Below are 18282 nucleotides of genomic sequence, written 5' to 3' on the forward strand. Positions count from 1 at the left end.
ATAAATATGAAATTAGCTCCAATTGTACTGTTTACATATAATCGTCCCTGGCATACACAACAGACAATAGAGGCGTTACAAAAAAATGAATTAGCTAAAGAAAGTGAGCTATTTATTTTTAGTGATGGAGGGAAAGATGAAGCATCTTGGAAAAAAGTAAATGAAGTAAGAGAGTATTTAAAAACTATAAATAGTTTTAAAAAAGTCATTTTAACTTTTCAAGATAAAAATATCGGTCTAGCTGATTCAATTATATCTGGTGTGACTAAAATTGTAAATCAATATGGGAAAATTATCGTACTTGAAGATGATCATGTTACAAATAAATTTTTTCTAAAATTTATGAACGATGCTTTAGATTTTTATGAAAATGAAGAAAGAATTTGGCAAATAAGTGGTTATATGTTTCCTATTGAAAAAGAATCTTTACCTGATATAATTTTTCATCAAGTGATGAATTGCTGGGGATGGGGAACTTGGAAAAATAAATGGAAATATTTTGAAAAAGATACACAAAAATTAATAGATACATACACAAAAGAGGATATAAAAAAATTTAATCTAAATAATACAAATGATATATGGATACAAGTATTATTAAATTATAGAAAAATATTTAATACATGGGCTGTATTTTGGCATGAAGTAATATTTAGAAATAATGGTTTATATGTAAATCCAAAATCTTCTTTAATAAATAATATTGGTATGGATAGTAGTGGTGTTCATCATGGTTCAACAAATCATTACTATAACGATATACATACTTTGGAGTATAATATAAAATTTGAAAAAAATATAAAAGAAAATATTATTGCTACAGATAGAATTAAACTATTTTATATAAGTATTAATAATAAAAATATGGTTTTTTCAAAAAATATAAATAGATTGTTTGAATTTCTAAAAAATTTAAATAGTAGAGATGAAAACTATATTTTATATGGTGCAGGAACTGGAATGGATTTAGTTTCAGACAAACTCAATAAATCTAAAATTCTATTTACAATTGATAAAGATGAAAACAAACACAATATCATAAAAAATGATATAAAAATAGTATCTATTTCAAATTTTACTAAATATGATGATAATAAAACAAAAATTATTATTACTGTATTTGGAAGAGAAGAAGAGATATCAAATCTCTTATTAAATAGCTACAATGTTGAAAAAGATAGACTAATTTTATTGGATTTAACTCTATAACAATTCCTTAATATCAAACTGTATAATTTTATTAGGATTTATATTATACTTTTTCTCTAATTCATTTTTTATATTGCAATCTAACCATAATACACTTATAAATATATAGTCAAAATCTATTAAAGAGAGAGTTTTTTTAGAGTAAACTTCTCCTTTTTCAAACTCTCCTAAATCTTTATTAGATGATTGATCAACAAAACAATAATTACTATCTTGAATTAAAGATTCAATTATTTTTCCAAATGCTCCATGTCCATAAATTATTATCTTTAAAGAAGGTGAGTTATATTTTGAAATTTTGCTATATGCACTATTTATAAATTCATGATAATTTCTTTTTTTATATTCTTCTGTCCAAAACTTTATTGCCTCATCATATTTTGGATGTTTTTTATATAAATCAAGAATCTCAAACATTCCATCTTTCATATATTGTAGCTTTTTTACTGTATTATTTGGATGCAATCTATGATTATATAAAGCTTTATTTAAATATATTGCTTTTTTATTATTAAAAGATACTCTTAAAGCTAATTCAATGTCTTCTATTTTTATTTTGTCTATATATCCACCTATTTGTTTTAATACCTCAACTTTAGCCATATATGTAAAATAACTAAAATACTTAACTCTAAAAAGAGTCTCTTCAAAGTCTAACTCAAAACTACTCTCTGGAATAGTTGTTTTTATAATATTTGAATTATCATCTATGTCATTATATCCTGAGTAACAAAAATCATATTCTGGATTTTGTAAAAAAAATTTCACTCCTTCTTCTATTTTATTCTTAACCTGTGTATCATCAGAAGAGATAAAAGTTATATATTCCCCTTTTGCTAGATTTAATATTTTATTTAATGTATATGATATACCTTTGTTATCTTGATTTATATATATAAAATTTACAAATCTATTCTTACAATCATTTTCTAACTCTTTAATTATTTTATCTGTATTATCAGTTGAACCATCATTTATTATAATAAACTCTATATTTTTATAAGTTTGTTCTATTGTACTAAGAATTGCTTCTTTAATATATTTTTCATGGTTATATGCAGGCATTCCTACTGTAACTAAAGGTTCATTTTCTAAAATCATTACACACCTCTATTATATTTTTACTATCTTCCAAATTTTGAATTCCACTTATAGGCAAACTCAATACTTCATTATGTATTTGCTCACTTATTGGATAACTTTCATTGTTCCACTCTTTATAAGCATTTTGTTTATGAGGAGGAATTGGATAATGAATTAGTGTTTGTACACCATTTTCTCTTAAATATTTTTGTAGTTCATCTCTTTTATAAGTTCTTATTACAAACAAATGCCATACATGATTATCCTCAGCTCTTAGTGTTGGTAAAATAATGTTTTCATTTTTAATATTTTGTAGATAGTAGTTTGCTATTTCTCTTCTTTTATTTGATTCTTCATCAAGGTATCTTAGTTTTACTCTAAGCATCGCTGCTTGTATTTCATCAAGTCTGCTGTTTATCCCTTTGTAAAGATTTTCATACTTTTTATGGCTTCCATAGTTTCCTAGTGCTTTTATAGCATTTGCTAGCTCTTCATCATTTGTAGTAACTGCTCCACCATCACCTAATGCTCCTAGATTTTTTCCTGGATAAAAGCTAAATCCACTAGCATCTCCTAAGTTTCCACTTCTTTTATCTTGAAAATACGCTCCATGCGATTGAGCTGAATCTTCTATCACTTTTAGATTATATTTTTTTGCTATCTCATTTATAGCATCCATTTCACATGTTTGTCCATAAAGATGCACTGGTAAAATAGCTTTTGTTTTTGAAGTAATCTTTTCTTCTATTTTATTTGGGTCAATCAAATATGTATTTATATCTGGTTCAACTAAAATAGGCACTAAATTATTTTGTGAAATCGCCAAAATTGAAGCTATATATGTATTTGATGGAACTATTACTTCATCGCCATCTTTCATAATTCCCAGCTCTTTATAAGCTCTTAATATTAAGATTAGTGCATCCAAACCATTTGCCACACCAATAGCATATTTAGTTCCACAGTATTGTGCAAACTCTTTTTCAAACTCTTTGCATTCATTACCTTGAATATACCAACCACTATCCATCACTTTTGTACAAGCTTCAATTAATTCAGCTTTATATTGAGCGTTTAAACCTTTTAAATCTAAAAATGGGATCATTATTTATTTTCCTTACATTCATCACAAATTAATGTTCTATCACATTTTTGTCCACATTTACAAACATAGCCTTTAAACTTTGCTGGATTTCCATACCAAAGTTCTTGAGTCCCTACATCTTTTGTTACAACACTTCCTGCACCAATCATTGCATATTCATCTATTGTAATTCCTCCAATAATAGTGCTATTTGCACCAATTGAAGCTGATTTTTTGATAGTTGTTTTTAAAAATTCTTTAGGATATTGTTTACTTCTAGGTAGAAAATCATTTGTAAAAGTTACATTTGGACCAATAAAAACATTATCTTCTAATGTTATTCCATCCCAAATCTGTACACCACTTTTTATAGTTACATTATCTCCAATAATCACATCATTTTCTATAAGAACTTGAGCATTAATATTACAATTACTTCCTATTTGTGCATTTTTTAAAACAACACAAAACTGCCAAATATTAGTATTTTCACCAATATTTTGAGATTGAACATCTGCTAAATTATGAATCATTTTTAACTTCTTTTAAAAACTTATTATAATCTCGTATATAATCACTCTCATCATAGTGTTCACTTGCAAGAACAACCAAAACACAATCCGAACTAAAATCTTTCATTTCTCTCCAAATAAGCCCCTCTATAAAAAGTCCTTGGTTTGGATTATCCAATTTCATCTCTTCTCTTCTTTCCCCATCATCCAGTACAAAAGTACAACTACCTTTTACAGCTATAGCAATTTGTTTAAGATTTATATGAGCATGGAAGCCTCTTTCAACTCCCTCTTTTGTATCAAAGATATAGTAAACTCTTTTTATCTCAAATGGTGTATTATACCCTTGCTCAATTGCTATTAAAGAGCCTCTTTCATCCCCTAAAGTCCTAAAATTTACAAGCTCATATTTCATAACTAAACCTCTACCAAACTATTTCCAGCTCTTTGATTACTCTTCAAAGAAGATTTTAAATTATTAAATTCTTCTTTATTGATACCATAATCATCAAAATCTGTAGAAATAACCAATTTTCTTAGCATTTCTCTAAGTGAATTTGAATTAAGTTCTCCAAATATCTCTTCTAAAGCATTATCTATAAAATCATATTTTCCTATGGCACTATCAATAATCATTGGTAATGTAAAACTACAAGCTATTCCATGAGGAATACCTTTGTTTACAGTTATATAATAACTCATAGCATGAGCAATTGCTGTTTGTGTATTAGAAAAAGCAAGTCCAGCATACATACAAGCTTTTAAAATCTCTGTTCTATACTCTAAATTTTGCAAATCATTTACTAAAAGTGGCAAATATTTCATAATAATTTTTGCTGATTTTATTGCATAGTTTATAGTTATAGGATTTGCATTTTTATTCCATATAGATTCTAAAGCATGCGATAGAGTATCAAGTCCTGTTTGAATTGTAATATCTTTTGGAACACTTATAGTCAAAGATGAATCATATAGTGCAATTTGTGAAAATAGTTCTGGAAGATGTAAAGAGTATTTTTTCTTTTCTTCCATATCCCAAATAGTTGCCCAAGGTGTTATTTCACTTCCTGTTCCAGCTGTTGTTGGAACTGCCATAATAGGGATAGTTTGATACTTTTTTTTTGCTAGCTTACCTTTTATAATATCTGTTACAAAACTAGCTTTTTTTGAATCATCATAAACTGAAAAGTATTTAGAAGCATCAAGTACACTTCCTCCACCAATAGCTAAAATAAGCTCAAACTCATTTTTATGAATAGCTTCATAAGCAAGTTCCAAATCTTTAAACTCTGGGTGAGATTTTACATCTGTAAATACATCTATAATATTATCACTAAGAGATTTTAGTCTATCTACTAAACCTCTTTTTACAAATCCTTGTGAAGTGATCAGTAAAGTTTTTCTACCATTTATATATTTTGAAATATTCTCTAACTCATTTACTCCAAATACTATTTTTGTTGGCATATGGTACGAAAAGTTTTGATTCATTGAAATTTACTCACTTTTACCACTTCTATTGGTGGTCTTGGAGTTTCCTCATCATTTCCACATTTAACATGTAAAAATTTAAGACCTTTTGTCTTGTCAAGTTCACTGATTGTATTAGAAAAATCATTAAGAGAAATAACTGTTTGCTCTACCGTATTAAGCCCTGAAGCTTTAGCAATAGCAATATAATTTATATGACTTTGATATGTATTTTGACCACCTGTACTCTTATTTGATTCATTATCAAATAGAATATATGTTAAATCTATCTCATCTTTATATCTTCCAGCTGTACAAATACCTCCCATATGCATTACAAACTCAGCATCACCACCACAAACTACTACTTTTTTACCAGCTTTTGCAGCTCCAAGTCCAAGGCTTAAAGCTCCACCCATATTTCCAGCCATATAAAAGTTATTTGTATCTTTCATAAAGCTATACATCTCACGGGCTGTGTTTCCTGTTGTTCCAATAAATAATGTATCATCATTTTTAAATAGATTATTTAAAGCTATTAAAAATTTACTTCTAGGAGTATAATTTGATAAATCTAATTTATGAATATCTTCTAACTCTACTTTTGTAAAACTATCTTTTTTTATAACACAAATTGTTTCTGTTGTATCACATAAATTTATTTGAGATATAGCGTTATCAATATTTTCATTATCTAAAATAACATTTTCATATCCATAAGCTTCTATGAGTTGTGGAAGTTCTGTTGCTAAGTGTTGATGTTGTATTTCACTATCTGGAAATTTATATGTTCTCCAGCTTGATAGAATTGGAAATGTAACACCATAAGGTTTCAATAGACTTGTAATACAACTTCCCATATTTGTAACACCACTTGATTGAACAATTACAATTGGTTTTTTCCCAGCCATTTTAAGTCCAGCTGCGATACTGCAAGCAACTGCTTCACTAGCACATGGAAGATACTCAATATTTGGATTATTTATAGCTTCATTTATAACATATTGAGCAAACGAACAAGGAACTACACACAAATGCGTATACTCTTTTTCAATTAATCTATTTATAAATAGTTTTGTATCTAAAGCCACTATTTTGTACCTGGAATTAAATCTAAAATCTCTTTTATAGATAGTAGTTGCTCTTCAGCTTCAAGGCTTCTATCATTTTCTAAAATAGATTTTGCAACATTTTTCATTCCTGGATATGCAGCTCTTAACATATGATTTGCATAAATTACAATATTAACTCCAGCTTGGCTTAACTCTTTTGCTGTTATTTGATTAAAACTAGTTGGAACTACAACTATTGGAATATTCTCATTATAATCTCTTAATATTTTACAAAACTCTAATATTTCATTTGGAGATTTTTGTCTTGAGTGAATCATTATGCCATCAGCTCCAGCTTCTATATAAGCTTTTGCTCTAGCAATTGCATCATCCATACCTTTATCAAGTATCAAACTCTCAATTCTAGCAATTATCATAAAATCATCTGTTATTTGTGCTTTTTTACCAACTTTTATTTTTGCACAAAAGTTTTCTATACTATCTTGTGTTTGTTCAACTTCTGTTCCAAATAATGAGTTTTTTTTCAATCCTGTTTTATCTTCAATAATAACAGCACTAACACCTGTTCGCTCTAATGTTCGTACTGTAAATGCGAAATGTTCTGCTATTCCACCTGTATCTGCATCATAAATCATGGGTTTTGTAGTAACTTCAAATATCTCATTTACTGTATTTATTCTAGCAGTTACATCTACTGCTTCAATATCGGGTTTTCCTTTTGAAGTTGAATCTGTAAGAGAACTTGACCACATTCCATCATATTCAATACCATTATTTGCTTTTATATTTTCAACTATTAAACCACTTAAAGCATTATGTGTTTCCATAATTCTTACTACTTCTTTTGAATCAATTAATCTTCTAAGCCTACTTCTTCTAATATCAGGAGTAGTTCCAAGTTCTTTTAGAGATTTGTTTAGTGCTGTTGAAGATATTCCATCAGTGTAAGATGGCTCTATTAATTCTCCACCCCATAAAGCTAAAGTATCAATAACTTGTTGTCTAGTTTTTGCTTGAACTCCCTCTTTCCAATCATCTCCATGAACTACAAAATCTGGCTTCAAAAGCTCAAGATTTGGTCTATAATCAAGAGTATTTTGAGGAATTACCTCTTTTACACCTTTGATATTCTCTATTACAGATTTTCTCTGACTATAAGTCATATAAGGAAGTCTTTTATAACTTGCTATTGCTTTATCTGTAAGTAGTCCAACTGTAACTTCACCATACTCTGCTGCTATTTTTAATATATTCATATGCCCTGGGTGTACTAAATCAGCACTCATTCCTACATAAACTTTTTTACTCATCATAAACCCTTATATAAATTTATTAATTTCAACTTTTCCTAAATTTGCATAATCTGCCATTGTTATATCTTTTTTTGGTATTCTCCAATTACCATAAAGAAAAGTTAAATAATTTTCATAATCATATGGAACAAAAACATCTTGCCCTTGATAGTTAACAATATCATACTTCTCAAAGTGTATTTTAGAAGCATACCACATCCCTTTACTTGGTAAATGTATAGAATAATCTTCTTTAGTTACTCTAAGATTAATAGTTGTTTCAAAACTCCTAAGACTATTTTCAAATTTAATCATATAGCAAAATTCTTTATTTTCAATTAACATTTTATAAGGAAATTTTAAATTTTTCAAACTATTTTGTACCCAATCATCCAAAACATCTTTAGATATATTTGATACAGAAAAATCAATATCATCATCCCACTCTATAATATCTTTATCTCTAACAATTCCTAACAAAGTTCCAAAATCTAAATACAAAACTATATTATCCTGCATAGCCAATTTTGAAAACTCTTTAATTATATTTCTCCCTAACTCTATTGTTTGCTTATCTTCAAATGGTCTATTTGCTTCTTTTATATCTTTTTTTGCAGGAATAATAATCTTCTCTTTATCTAATTTTAACTCATTTATTAGTTGCTCATAAATATCTTTTGCCCATTGAGAAACTATAACTATCTCATCAAAATTAAAACTATTTATCTTGCTTGGAGAATAAATTTTGATACCTTCAAAAGAAGTTCCATGTTTTTTTATATCATTATCAAATAGCGCCAAAATATTGTCATCTTTATTTTTAAGAAGATACTCTTTAGCTCCATTTCCACTACCAAATAGTACAATATTTTTCAAATGCTACCTTTATTTCTAATTTTCTTAAATCTATCACTAAAATTTGTTTTATCAACTACATTCACCTTTGTAGGTATTTTATAAGCATCTAATCTATCTTTACAAAAAACCCTTACTCTTTTTTTGATATTTTCTATATTCTTATTTAAAACTACATCACAAACAACAGTTTGTCCTGTAATTGCATTTTGCTCTGCATAAACCATACAATCGCTAATCTCTTCCATCTCTAAAATAATAGATTCAATCTCAGAAGGAAGAACTTTTTGACCACCTACATTTATAACCTCTTTAGCTCTTCCAATAATTTTTATATACTCATCATCAACCTCAACTAAATCTCCAGTTTTAAACCAACCATCACTTGTAAAACTATCCATTGAAGCATTTAAATAGCCTAAAACTTGAGTTTTACTTCTAAGCCAAAGTTCATTATCTACTATTTTATATTCACCATTTATATCTTCAAGTTTCATAAATAAAGAGTTTGATGATTTTGAACTAGTAGTGCTAATTCCTGTTTCACTTGTTCCAAATGTTTGTAAAAATTTAACCTTTGGAAAAACTTCTTTTAATTTTAAAAGAAGTGATTGTGGCATTGTTTCAGTACCGTAAGTAATCATTCGCAAGCTACTTAAATCATAGTTTTTATACTCTTCAGAGATTAAAATAAGATTTAAAAAAGTTGGACTACTTGGAAGAACCATAATTTTATATTTTTCTATAAGTTCACAAATAGTTTTTGCATCTTTTATTTTTGGAATAATCAAACAAGCTCCCATAGATAAAGCATTAAAAACTGTATTTAATCCACCAATATGATCAAACATCAAAAAAACCAACATATTCATAGATTTCTCTTTTTTATCTTTGAAAGAATTTATTAAAGTATCAAGGTTATGTACCATAGCCTTTGGTTTTCCTGTACTTCCACTTGAAAAAAGAATAAGACCAGAACTATTTTTTTCTCTTAAATTATCTATCATATTATGCGAAAATGTAGTTTTTAAATTTTGTATTAAAAGATTTTTTTCATCAGTTTTTATAATAGTTTGACAAAATGACTCTTTTATAAAATCATCTTGAACTTTTTTTATATTTGAAGTAATTGGTACAATTATATTTTTATTTTCATATAGAGCAAAAAATAGTGCTAGATTATAAAAAGAGTAATCACCCAAAATTACAACAACTTTCGAAGATATATTGTGCTTATCTAAAATATTTTTATAATCTTTTATTTGCTTAATAAACTCTTCATAACTGTATATTCTATCTTCAAAAACTATTGCATTTTTAGAGTTAAAACTTTTAAATTTTTCTAGTATAAAACTCATTAGTTATTAACTCCACCAAGATAAATTATCTGACCAGTTATAAAACTACTTCTATCATCAATAAAAAAATCAACTACATTTATAATATCTTCAAATGTTCCAAATCTCTTAATTGTCTGCTTATTTAATAAATCTTCAATTTTATCTTTTGGAACAGCTTTTATTAAATCAGTCTCTATTGGAGTTGGACCAATAGCATTTACTGTTATATTAAAAGAGTTTAACTCCTTTGAAGAAGTTTGAGTAAAACTCTCAATTGCAGCTTTACTTGCAGCATAAACAGCTTCACCTTCTAGTCTAAGTGGTTTTGCAATAGTTGAAAAGTTTATTACTCTTCCATATTTTTCTTTCATCATAACTTTTGCTACTTCTCTAGTAAATAAAAAAGTTCCTAAAAAATTTGTATTAAAAAGTTTTGATATTGACTCATTTGAAGTTGTAAGAATATGATTCATAGATGCGATTCCAGCATTGTTTATAAGAATATCTATTTTTTTAAACTCTTTTTTTATAGCTCTTATCATACTTACAACAGCTTTTTCATCTGTAATATCTAATTCAAAATGTCTATAATTTTCATAATCTATTGAACTACTGCTTCTACTACAACCAGCAACTACAAAATTTTTATTTAGATAGTATAAAGCCATTGCTTTTCCAATTCCTTTTGAAGTTCCAGTTATAACAACTACTTTACTCATTAGTTTTCCAATAAACTTTTTATATAAGAAGTTAAACTCTCAATATTTCTAAAAGGTGAAGTTTTTGCACTCATAGCTTTTTCATCTGCTAAGATAATATCTTTTTCAAATTTATCTGAAATTTTATCTTCTAAATCAGCTATAAAACTAACAAGCGCTAAAGAGTCCATTGCTCCATTTCCACCATAAAGTTTTGTTTTTGAGTTTGGATTCAAAAATGCCTCATTTTCTAACTCTTCATTTAACTCTTTTAAAGTATCTATTATAATTTTTTCAATTTTTTCTTGCATCTCTTCCTCACTATTCAAAGTAATATTCAATTTTATCTAAATATCTTTTAATTGGTTTTAGTAATCTTGATTTTTTACTATTTTCCCAAATTTCTTTTGATAGTTTCAAATAAAAAAAATCTTCATCATCTTTGAATATTTCAAATCCAAAATTTTTGTTAAAATTTAATGCTTGAGAATTATTTTTTTTTACAGATGAAAATATTTTTTCAATACTCATAGTGTTTATTATAAATTCTAGAAAAATATACGCACTTAAAGATGAGATAATAGCTGAACTTCTTTCATCTAAATATATTCCCCAAAAACATTCATTTTGTTGATTAATATTGAAATATACCGAACCTTGAAGTTTATTATCAAAAAAAATTGCAAAATACTTACTATTTTCATCATTTACTAAATTTTCAATCCAATTAAAATGAGAATCTTTTTCTATAATATTATCATTACTCATATTTTCTCTTATATATTTACTATTCCTTATTACCAATATATCTATTTTCTCTTCTTCATATAAATTTATAAAATTCTTAAATTTTAATATCATCTTATTACTCTTACACTTTTAAAAGCTTCAACATATTTTTTGCCAACTCTCATACCTTGATATTGTGCATTTAGCTCTATTCCTTCAATGCTTCTTGGATGTGGATAAGTACAAAGTTCTGATTTATACTCTTTCATAGCACTAATTTTCAAATCCAAGGTATCCTCTATATCAAAAAATGTATCTGGGGAGAATGTTAATGGATAATTCCATTCTGTTGATGATAAAACTTCAAAGCTATAAATCTCTTTTACACACTCATCTTGCATAGGTCTTGTTGCAGTTATAACAGCTTTGTATGTAATTTGATGGTCTATATTCAAATCATTTTCATAATGAGTAAAAATAACATCTGGTTTTATCTCTTCTTTTATTTTTGAAATTACTTTTACAATATCAAGTAAATCAACACTATCAAATCTATTATCAGCAAAATTATAAATAAAGGTTTTTTTTATTCCTATGGTATCATTTGCTCTTTTTATTTCGCTATTTAAAATCTCTATTTCATCTTTTTTATTTTCAACTACTCTTTTTTCATCTCTACTTGTTTTTCCTTCACCCAATATCAAAGTATAAGCTTCATATCCCTCTTTTATAAGTCTTGCAACTGTTCCAAAACATCCTAAAACCTCATCATCTGGATGGGCTGCTATTATTAATATTTTTTTATTCATAATTATCCTTACTTAAAATACATCATTATCAAAAAGTGTAAAAAATATTTTAGATTTATCTATTTTGTTAAAATAAAAAACATTAGATTTTTGAAATAATATAACTGGATAAGATGGGAAATCAGTTTGGATTATGAAATTATTTTTAAAAAATATATTCTCATATATGCTGTTCTCAACACTCCATGTATTTATAAATTTATATTTACCATTTTGAAAATACTTTATTGAAAATTTAATAATTTCATTTAACACATGTTCATCTTTAAAATTAAAATCTACTAAATGTAATCTAGTTTCATTTTCATATTGATATTCTTTTAAAATTAAATAGCCTTGAATTGATTCTTCTTCTTTTATTAAAAAACATTTATAACTATTATTAGGCTTTGCAATTCTCCAATTTAGATATTTATAATCTTTCACTAAGGATACTGAAAAATTATCTCTAAAATTAGTCATAGCACTTTCAAGTCTATGGTCAAATCTTTCTACATTTTCAAATTTATAAATAGTTGAAAGTTCAACATTAGAATATAAATTGTCAAATTTTAAAAACCTCATATTTGATATTTGTTCCCAACCAACTCTAATATGTCCCTTAAAAGAAGCCTTATTTGGAAAACCAAGAATTAAATTATTCTCATTACAATTTCTTATTAAACTCTTTTCTGCTAAAAATTGAAACAATCCTTTTCCTGAATACTCTTTTTTTATTCCTACATTATGGCATAAAAAAGAGTTTATATTTTGTGAGTTATAATTTATAACTATTTCTATGAGACCATAAATACCAATAAACTCATTATTTTTTTGAAGTATATTAAAACTATTATTTTTTTGAAAGTACCAAACAAAAACTTCTTTATCTATTTTTCTAAAAATTTTCTCATAGCTATCTAAAAAAATTTGCCATTGAGTATTAGAAAATTTTGTATATTGTTGTACTTTAAAAAGAGATTCTTCAAACAATTTTAAATACTTTTTTATCATAAAGCTCCTAATTAATATCAACTAAATTGTTAATCTATCGCCAAATTTATAATCTTTCCCAGCAGTTTTACCTAAAATATCTTTTAAATATTTTGGATGCAGTCCATAAAAAGGTCTTACACTTTTTATATTATCTTCACTAAAAACTTCGCCCTCTTTTATATCTTTTGATACATACAAACTTCTTGCAAAACGACGCTGTTTTTCTCTTTTTTTATTTAAACTATAATCAACTCTTCCAATTAACTTTTCACTATCTCTAACAGCTTTTATCATCTCTTCAAACTCTTTTTTATCTAAAGAAAATTCACTATCTAATCCACCAATATTTTTATCCAAAATAAAGTGCTTCTCTATTACTTTTGCTCCAAAAGATACAGCAACTACTGGTGCAATATGCCCCATAGTATGATCAGAAAATCCAACCTCAACACCAAAAGTATCTTTCATATTTGGTATTGTTTTTAAATTTGCTTCATTTAATGGTGCTGGATATTCACTTGTACATTTTAGAAGAATAATATTCTCATTTCCTACACTTCTACAAATATCTACAACATCTTGTATCTCATCAATAGTTGCAATTCCTGTGCTTATAATAATAGGCTTAGCTTTTGAAGCTGTATATCTTACAAGCTCATAATCAGTTATTTCAAAAGAGGCGATTTTATATGCACTTGGATTAAATTGTTCAAGAAAATCAACTGCACTTTTATCAAAAGGTGTTGAAAAAATATCAATATCTATGCTTCTAGCATAATCAAAAAGTTCTTTATGCCACTCCCAAGGAGTGTAAGCCTGTTCATAGAGTTCATAAAGATTTTTTCCATCCCACAATGTCCCACCATCTATCATAAAATCTTTATTTTTTGAGTTCAAAGTAATTCCATCTGGTTTTGATGTCTGAAGTTTTATTGCATTTGCACCTATCTCTTTTGCAGCTTTTATTGAATCCAAAGCTGTTTGCAAACTTCCATTATGATTTGCGCTAAGTTCTGCAATTATATAAACTCCATCTTTATTTAAATCAAAATTACCTATTTTCATACTGACCTCTTTAAAAATAGTTTTAAATATTTATTTAACTTTTGTTTGTCAAACTTTTTCATTGTAAAATACCCTTTTTTCTTTAAATATTTATACATCTCTTTTTGATTTTTAGCTGTTTTTATAGTAATCATAGGCAAATCTAAATAAAAAATCTCATTTGCTGTAACACTTGGAGTTACAATTGCAAAATCACTCTTGCTCATTAATTTTTCAACTTCATTTGAGTTAATTTGTAGATTTATCCACTTTTTATCTTTACAATACTCTTTTAGCTCTTCTAAATTTTTATTTGCTGTTGTAGTTACTAAATTTACTTTCAAAGATTTTTTAAACTTTTCTACTACTTTTAAAATTTTTATATTTAAATTTTTATGATCAGCTCCACCCATTGCCAAAAATATTGTTTTATTTTTTTTCTTTACTCTCTTTTTGGCTTTTTTAGCTTCCAAAAACTCATCTCTTAAGAGTGTATATTTAGCTCCACATCGCAGTTCGCAATGCTTTGGCACTTTGTTTTTATATTTTTTTTCATCTGCATATATATTATGATTTAATAAAATATCACAAAAATGTTTTTCATAAGTATCATCTAAAACAAAAAATTTTAAACTTGAGTTATCTTCTTTTAATTTTTTTTCAAAATTATAATCTATATTATAATTATCAATTATTACCATATCAATATTTAGTTTTTTTATTAAATCATTTAACTCTTTAAAATCATTTGATTTTAGAAGTTCTATTTTATAACCTGCTTCAATAATTTTATGATTTATATTTCCAACTAAATCTTGTGTAGCAAAAATGATATTTTCATTTTTATATTGTTTAGCCAAAACTAAATCTCTCATAATATGTCCAGTTCCAATATATGAAGATGAATCAGCTCTTATTAAAATATTCATTTTAATTCTTTTTGTATAGCTTCATACATAAATTCAGCTCTAGTCCAATCCTCAAGTGTATCTATATCTTGAACCAAATATCTAGGAAGTATTATTGGAATACTATCTTTACCAAATATAATATCATCTGATTTTACATTTAAATTTGTCCAATAAAACTGTCCAGCATCTTGAAAAGCTTCTTCTAAATCTTGACTTCGTTTAGAAAAATTTTCTGGCCAAAACATTTCACATCTTTCATCTTTTGTTATTTTAAAAGTTCTTTGAATTGGATATGGCATAGATGTGCAGGAAAAAGCATTTCTTGCATTTGAATTTTTTAATTTTTCGTAAGCTTCAATTAGATATTTCTCTTGTAAAAATGGAGCGGTTGCATAGATTGTACATACGAAATCTATTTTTTCACCTTGAGCTTTTAAAAATTCTATAGCATGATTTACAACAGCTCCAGTTCCTATAAAATCATCGCTTAACTCTTTTGGTCTTATAAATGGAATATCTGCCCCATAACTTCTAGCAATTTTTGCTATCTCTTCATCATCTGTTGAAACAATAACTTTAGAAAAAAGTTTTGATTTTATAGCAACCTCAATACTATAAGCAATAAGTGGTTTACCATGAAATAATTTTATATTTTTTTTGGGAATTCTTTTGCTTCCACCTCTTGCTGGAATTATTGCTACGCAATTAAACATTTAAAACCTCAAACAAAGTTTTAATAACATACTCTTGCTCTTCATTGCTTAAACTTGAGTACATAGGAAGAGAAAAGCACTCGTTATAGTATCTATTCATAATAGGTGTATCTTCGTTTCCATATCCAAGATATTTATAGTATGGCTGTTTATTTATAGGAATATAGTGAAGTTGAAGCCCTATATTTTTCTCTCTCATTTTGTTAAATAGTTCTATTTTTGAGATATTTAATTTTGAAAAATCAACTTTTACAACAAAAAGATGATAAGATGAGTTATTAGTAAAACTATAAAGTGGTTTTACAAAACTATTTAAAAAAGCTTTATCATACTTTAAAGCTATCTCTTTTCTTCTTTTTATAAAACTATCTAGTTTTTTTAATTGACTAATTCCCAAAGCAACCTGCATATCTGTGATTCTATAATTAAATCCTAAAGAGTGCATCTCGTAGTACCAAGGAGCAGTATCAGGAAATCTTTTTATTCCATGAGCTCTTAGCTCTAATAATTTTTCATAAATCTCTTTAGAGTTTGTGGTAACAGCTCCACCCTCTCCTGTTGTTATATGTTTTACTGGATGAAAAGATAAGATACTACAATCACTATTTTCACAGCTTCCTGCTTTTATATTTCCAAAACTTGCCCCTAAAGAGTGAGCACAATCTTCTAATATTTTTATATTGTAACTCTCTTTTAGATATTTTAATTTTTTTTGATTTACTATATTTCCACTAAAATTTACTACATATAAGGCTTTTATTGAACTATCTTTTTTAAGCTCTTCTTCACACAAATCTAAATCTATATTTCCATCTTCTTGTATATCTACAAAAATAGGAATTGCTTCAACATATAAAATACTATTTGATGTTGCTACAAAAGAGTTTGGAGTGGTTATTACTTTATCGCCTTTGTTTAATAAAACTAAAGAAGCTAAGTGAAGTGCAGCTGTTCCATTTGCTACAGCCACACAATATTTTGCATTTGTATATTTACAAAGCTCATCTTCAAACTCTTTTATTTTTGGACCAGTTGTCAAAAAATCTGATTTTAAAACTTCAACAACACTATTTATATCATCTTCATCAATGCTTTGTTTTCCATATGGAATAAAATCTATCATGATTTATCTACCATTTTCAAAAACTCTTCACTACTTAGCCATTTTGTGTTGTTTCCAGAGTTATACTCAAATCCTTGCTCTACAGGAACTCCCACTTCACCTAAAAGATTTTTTGAAAAATCTGCCCCACTTGTAAATTTAATAGTTGGTTTTATTACATAGTGATCATTAAACTCCAAAGTTAGATGACTATCATCTGCTGGACACATAATCTCATGAAGTTTCTCACCTGCTCTTATTCCAATAATTTTATGACTTAAATTTGGAGCTAATGCTTTTGCCATATCAACTATTTTCATAGATGGAATTTTTGGTACAAATATCTCTCCTCCTTGCATTCTTTCGAAATTTTTTAAGACAAAATTTACACCATCTTCAAGTGTTATAAAAAATCTTGTCATTCTCTCATCTGTTATTGGAAGCTCTTTTACACCTTCGCAGATTAATTTTTTGAAAAAAGGAACAACCGAACCCCTACTTCCTACAACATTTCCATATCTTACAACTGAAAATTTAATATCTTGATTTCCCACAAGATTATTAGCAGCAACAAAAAGCTTATCACTTGCTAACTTTGTAGCACCATATAGATTTACAGGATTTGCAGCTTTATCAGTTGAAAGGGCTATTACTCTTTTTACACCGTTTTCTAAGGCTGCTTCAATTACATTTTGAGCACCATCAATATTTGTTTTAATACATTCCATAGGATTATATTCAGCTATTGGAACATGTTTTAGTGCAGCTGCATGAATTATAAAATCAACATCCTTAGTAGCTTGTTTTAATCTTTGATTATCTCTTACATCCCCTATAAAATATCTCATACATTTAGCATTAAACTCTTGAGCCATCTCATACTGTTTTAACTCATCTCTACTAAAAATAATTATCTTATTTGGTCTATATTTTGATAATAAAATTTCTGTATATTTTTTACCAAAGCTTCCAGTTCCACCAGTTATAAGTATATTTTTACCATTAAACATAAAAAGCCTTATTTTAATATTTGAAGTAGATTCTATCAAATTTTTAATTTATTTAATATTTTATTTAATTATGTAATAATAAACTCAAATTTTACGGAAAAAGAGAAGATGAGAGAAGTAATACCTGAAAATATTTTAAAAATTCAAAAAAAACTTGCAACTTTACAAAAAGATTCAAGAAATTATAAAAAATATACAAAAATATTGGCAAAACATATAAAATCTCATACTATGCAACAAAGAGTAAAAGCCCATATAAAGGTAATTGAGACTATTCAAAATTTAAATAAAGAGTAAAAATATTGCAAATTGTAATATTTTTAAGAACTTTTAAAAAATTGTGCTAAGATTTCGGCATAAAAAGAAAAATCAA

The 18282-nt window shown here is 26.8% G+C and carries 21 protein-coding genes; 2 read left to right on the forward strand and 19 right to left on the reverse strand.

Going from position 1 to position 18282, the window contains the following annotated elements:
• The first annotated feature begins 6 nt into the window (after positions 1-6).
• The gene (locus ASKIR_RS09500) at positions 7-1209 is read left to right on the forward strand and encodes a glycosyltransferase (protein WP_115588087.1); all 1203 of its coding nucleotides are present in this window, start codon (positions 7-9) and stop codon (positions 1207-1209) included.
• On the opposite strand, the gene ASKIR_RS09505 is transcribed toward ASKIR_RS09500, so the two are convergent.
• Genes ASKIR_RS09505 through pseB form a run of 19 tightly spaced genes read right to left on the reverse strand, consistent with a single transcriptional unit; the run spans position 1204 to position 17909 of the window.
• Positions 1204-2310 carry a glycosyltransferase family A protein gene (locus ASKIR_RS09505; RefSeq protein WP_066350415.1) on the reverse strand — a complete coding sequence of 369 codons (1107 nt, stop codon included), beginning with the start codon at positions 2308-2310 and terminating at the stop codon, positions 1204-1206. The two genes, ASKIR_RS09500 and ASKIR_RS09505, sit on opposite strands and share 6 nt — an antisense overlap.
• Positions 2294-3397, reverse strand: a complete 1104-nt coding sequence (locus tag ASKIR_RS09510; protein WP_115588086.1) for a DegT/DnrJ/EryC1/StrS family aminotransferase — start codon at positions 3395-3397, stop codon at positions 2294-2296. Before ASKIR_RS09510 ends, ASKIR_RS09505 begins: the two co-directional genes overlap by 17 nt.
• Entirely contained in the window at positions 3397-3909 is a 513-nt protein-coding gene (locus ASKIR_RS09515; RefSeq protein ID WP_115588085.1) for an acyltransferase, read from the reverse strand. Before ASKIR_RS09515 ends, ASKIR_RS09510 begins: the two co-directional genes overlap by 1 nt.
• Positions 3899-4303 carry a sugar 3,4-ketoisomerase gene (locus ASKIR_RS09520; protein ID WP_115588084.1) on the reverse strand — a complete coding sequence of 135 codons (405 nt, stop codon included), beginning with the start codon at positions 4301-4303 and terminating at the stop codon, positions 3899-3901. The genes ASKIR_RS09515 and ASKIR_RS09520 overlap by 11 nt, the downstream gene beginning before the upstream one ends.
• 2 nt (positions 4304-4305) lie before the next feature.
• On the reverse strand, positions 4306-5379 hold the full coding sequence (locus tag ASKIR_RS09525; RefSeq protein WP_066350420.1) for a phosphonoacetaldehyde reductase: 1074 nt from the start codon (positions 5377-5379) through the stop codon (positions 4306-4308).
• A complete protein-coding gene (locus ASKIR_RS09530) occupies positions 5376-6449 on the reverse strand; it encodes a thiamine pyrophosphate-dependent enzyme (RefSeq protein WP_082946361.1) in 1074 nt (357 codons plus the stop codon). Before ASKIR_RS09530 ends, ASKIR_RS09525 begins: the two co-directional genes overlap by 4 nt.
• Entirely contained in the window at positions 6449-7741 is a 1293-nt protein-coding gene (gene aepX / locus ASKIR_RS09535) for a phosphoenolpyruvate mutase (RefSeq protein WP_066350422.1), read from the reverse strand. Before aepX ends, ASKIR_RS09530 begins: the two co-directional genes overlap by 1 nt.
• 9 nt (positions 7742-7750) lie before the next feature.
• Positions 7751-8599: a LicD family protein gene (locus tag ASKIR_RS09540; protein ID WP_066350424.1), complete on the reverse strand. Its 849-nt coding sequence runs from the start codon at positions 8597-8599 to the stop codon at positions 7751-7753.
• Positions 8596-9936, reverse strand: coding sequence for an ANL family adenylate-forming protein (locus ASKIR_RS09545; protein ID WP_066350425.1), 1341 nt, complete (start codon positions 9934-9936; stop codon positions 8596-8598). Before ASKIR_RS09545 ends, ASKIR_RS09540 begins: the two co-directional genes overlap by 4 nt.
• Complete coding sequence (locus tag ASKIR_RS09550; protein WP_066350427.1) at positions 9936-10637, reverse strand: SDR family NAD(P)-dependent oxidoreductase; 702 nt, start codon at positions 10635-10637, stop codon at positions 9936-9938. The genes ASKIR_RS09545 and ASKIR_RS09550 overlap by 1 nt, the downstream gene beginning before the upstream one ends.
• The gene (locus tag ASKIR_RS09555; protein WP_066350493.1) at positions 10637-10927 is read right to left on the reverse strand and encodes a hypothetical protein; all 291 of its coding nucleotides are present in this window, start codon (positions 10925-10927) and stop codon (positions 10637-10639) included. Before ASKIR_RS09555 ends, ASKIR_RS09550 begins: the two co-directional genes overlap by 1 nt.
• Positions 10928-10937: 10 nt before the next feature.
• Complete coding sequence (locus tag ASKIR_RS09560; protein ID WP_066350428.1) at positions 10938-11477, reverse strand: GNAT family N-acetyltransferase; 540 nt, start codon at positions 11475-11477, stop codon at positions 10938-10940.
• Positions 11474-12154 carry a PIG-L deacetylase family protein gene (locus ASKIR_RS09565; RefSeq protein WP_066350429.1) on the reverse strand — a complete coding sequence of 227 codons (681 nt, stop codon included), beginning with the start codon at positions 12152-12154 and terminating at the stop codon, positions 11474-11476. The genes ASKIR_RS09560 and ASKIR_RS09565 overlap by 4 nt, the downstream gene beginning before the upstream one ends.
• 12 nt (positions 12155-12166) lie before the next feature.
• Complete coding sequence (locus ASKIR_RS09570) at positions 12167-13147, reverse strand: hypothetical protein (RefSeq protein WP_066350430.1); 981 nt, start codon at positions 13145-13147, stop codon at positions 12167-12169.
• 21 nt (positions 13148-13168) lie between these two features.
• Complete coding sequence (gene pseI, locus ASKIR_RS09575; protein WP_115588083.1) at positions 13169-14194, reverse strand: pseudaminic acid synthase; 1026 nt, start codon at positions 14192-14194, stop codon at positions 13169-13171.
• The gene (gene pseG / locus ASKIR_RS09580) at positions 14191-15102 is read right to left on the reverse strand and encodes a UDP-2,4-diacetamido-2,4,6-trideoxy-beta-L-altropyranose hydrolase (RefSeq protein WP_066350433.1); all 912 of its coding nucleotides are present in this window, start codon (positions 15100-15102) and stop codon (positions 14191-14193) included. Before pseG ends, pseI begins: the two co-directional genes overlap by 4 nt.
• On the reverse strand, positions 15099-15797 hold the full coding sequence (pseF, locus tag ASKIR_RS09585; protein ID WP_066350435.1) for a pseudaminic acid cytidylyltransferase: 699 nt from the start codon (positions 15795-15797) through the stop codon (positions 15099-15101). The genes pseG and pseF overlap by 4 nt, the downstream gene beginning before the upstream one ends.
• Positions 15790-16920, reverse strand: a complete 1131-nt coding sequence (gene pseC / locus ASKIR_RS09590; RefSeq protein WP_066350436.1) for a UDP-4-amino-4,6-dideoxy-N-acetyl-beta-L-altrosamine transaminase — start codon at positions 16918-16920, stop codon at positions 15790-15792. The genes pseF and pseC overlap by 8 nt, the downstream gene beginning before the upstream one ends.
• Positions 16917-17909, reverse strand: coding sequence for a UDP-N-acetylglucosamine 4,6-dehydratase (inverting) (gene pseB, locus ASKIR_RS09595; RefSeq protein WP_066162191.1), 993 nt, complete (start codon positions 17907-17909; stop codon positions 16917-16919). Before pseB ends, pseC begins: the two co-directional genes overlap by 4 nt.
• 108 nt (positions 17910-18017) lie before the next feature.
• Here pseB and ASKIR_RS09600 point away from each other — a divergent pair, with 108 nt between their 5' ends.
• Positions 18018-18206 (forward strand): hypothetical protein, encoded by a 189-nt coding sequence (locus tag ASKIR_RS09600; protein WP_066162194.1) that lies wholly within the window; start codon positions 18018-18020, stop codon positions 18204-18206.
• Positions 18207-18282: the final 76 nt, after the last annotated feature.

The sequence above is a fragment of the Aliarcobacter skirrowii CCUG 10374 genome, from assembly GCF_003544835.1.
Taxonomy (GTDB): domain Bacteria; phylum Campylobacterota; class Campylobacteria; order Campylobacterales; family Arcobacteraceae; genus Aliarcobacter; species Aliarcobacter skirrowii.

Coding starts and splice junctions, on each gene's coding strand:
- ASKIR_RS09500 (WP_115588087.1), top strand. CDS start 7: ATGAAATTAGCTCCAATTGTACTGTTTACATATAATCGTCCCTGGCAT.
- ASKIR_RS09505 (WP_066350415.1), bottom strand. CDS start 2,310: ATGATTTTAGAAAATGAACCTTTAGTTACAGTAGGAATGCCTGCATAT.
- ASKIR_RS09510 (WP_115588086.1), bottom strand. CDS start 3,397: ATGATCCCATTTTTAGATTTAAAAGGTTTAAACGCTCAATATAAAGCT.
- ASKIR_RS09515 (WP_115588085.1), bottom strand. CDS start 3,909: ATGATTCATAATTTAGCAGATGTTCAATCTCAAAATATTGGTGAAAAT.
- ASKIR_RS09520 (WP_115588084.1), bottom strand. CDS start 4,303: ATGAAATATGAGCTTGTAAATTTTAGGACTTTAGGGGATGAAAGAGGC.
- ASKIR_RS09525 (WP_066350420.1), bottom strand. CDS start 5,379: ATGAATCAAAACTTTTCGTACCATATGCCAACAAAAATAGTATTTGGA.
- aepX (WP_066350422.1), bottom strand. CDS start 7,741: ATGAGTAAAAAAGTTTATGTAGGAATGAGTGCTGATTTAGTACACCCA.
- ASKIR_RS09545 (WP_066350425.1), bottom strand. CDS start 9,936: ATGAGTTTTATACTAGAAAAATTTAAAAGTTTTAACTCTAAAAATGCA.
- ASKIR_RS09550 (WP_066350427.1), bottom strand. CDS start 10,637: ATGAGTAAAGTAGTTGTTATAACTGGAACTTCAAAAGGAATTGGAAAA.
- ASKIR_RS09555 (WP_066350493.1), bottom strand. CDS start 10,927: ATGCAAGAAAAAATTGAAAAAATTATAATAGATACTTTAAAAGAGTTA.
- ASKIR_RS09560 (WP_066350428.1), bottom strand. CDS start 11,477: ATGATATTAAAATTTAAGAATTTTATAAATTTATATGAAGAAGAGAAA.
- ASKIR_RS09565 (WP_066350429.1), bottom strand. CDS start 12,154: ATGAATAAAAAAATATTAATAATAGCAGCCCATCCAGATGATGAGGTT.
- ASKIR_RS09570 (WP_066350430.1), bottom strand. CDS start 13,147: ATGATAAAAAAGTATTTAAAATTGTTTGAAGAATCTCTTTTTAAAGTA.
- pseI (WP_115588083.1), bottom strand. CDS start 14,194: ATGAAAATAGGTAATTTTGATTTAAATAAAGATGGAGTTTATATAATT.
- pseG (WP_066350433.1), bottom strand. CDS start 15,102: ATGAATATTTTAATAAGAGCTGATTCATCTTCATATATTGGAACTGGA.
- pseF (WP_066350435.1), bottom strand. CDS start 15,797: ATGTTTAATTGCGTAGCAATAATTCCAGCAAGAGGTGGAAGCAAAAGA.
- pseC (WP_066350436.1), bottom strand. CDS start 16,920: ATGATAGATTTTATTCCATATGGAAAACAAAGCATTGATGAAGATGAT.
- pseB (WP_066162191.1), bottom strand. CDS start 17,909: ATGTTTAATGGTAAAAATATACTTATAACTGGTGGAACTGGAAGCTTT.
- ASKIR_RS09600 (WP_066162194.1), top strand. CDS start 18,018: ATGAGAGAAGTAATACCTGAAAATATTTTAAAAATTCAAAAAAAACTT.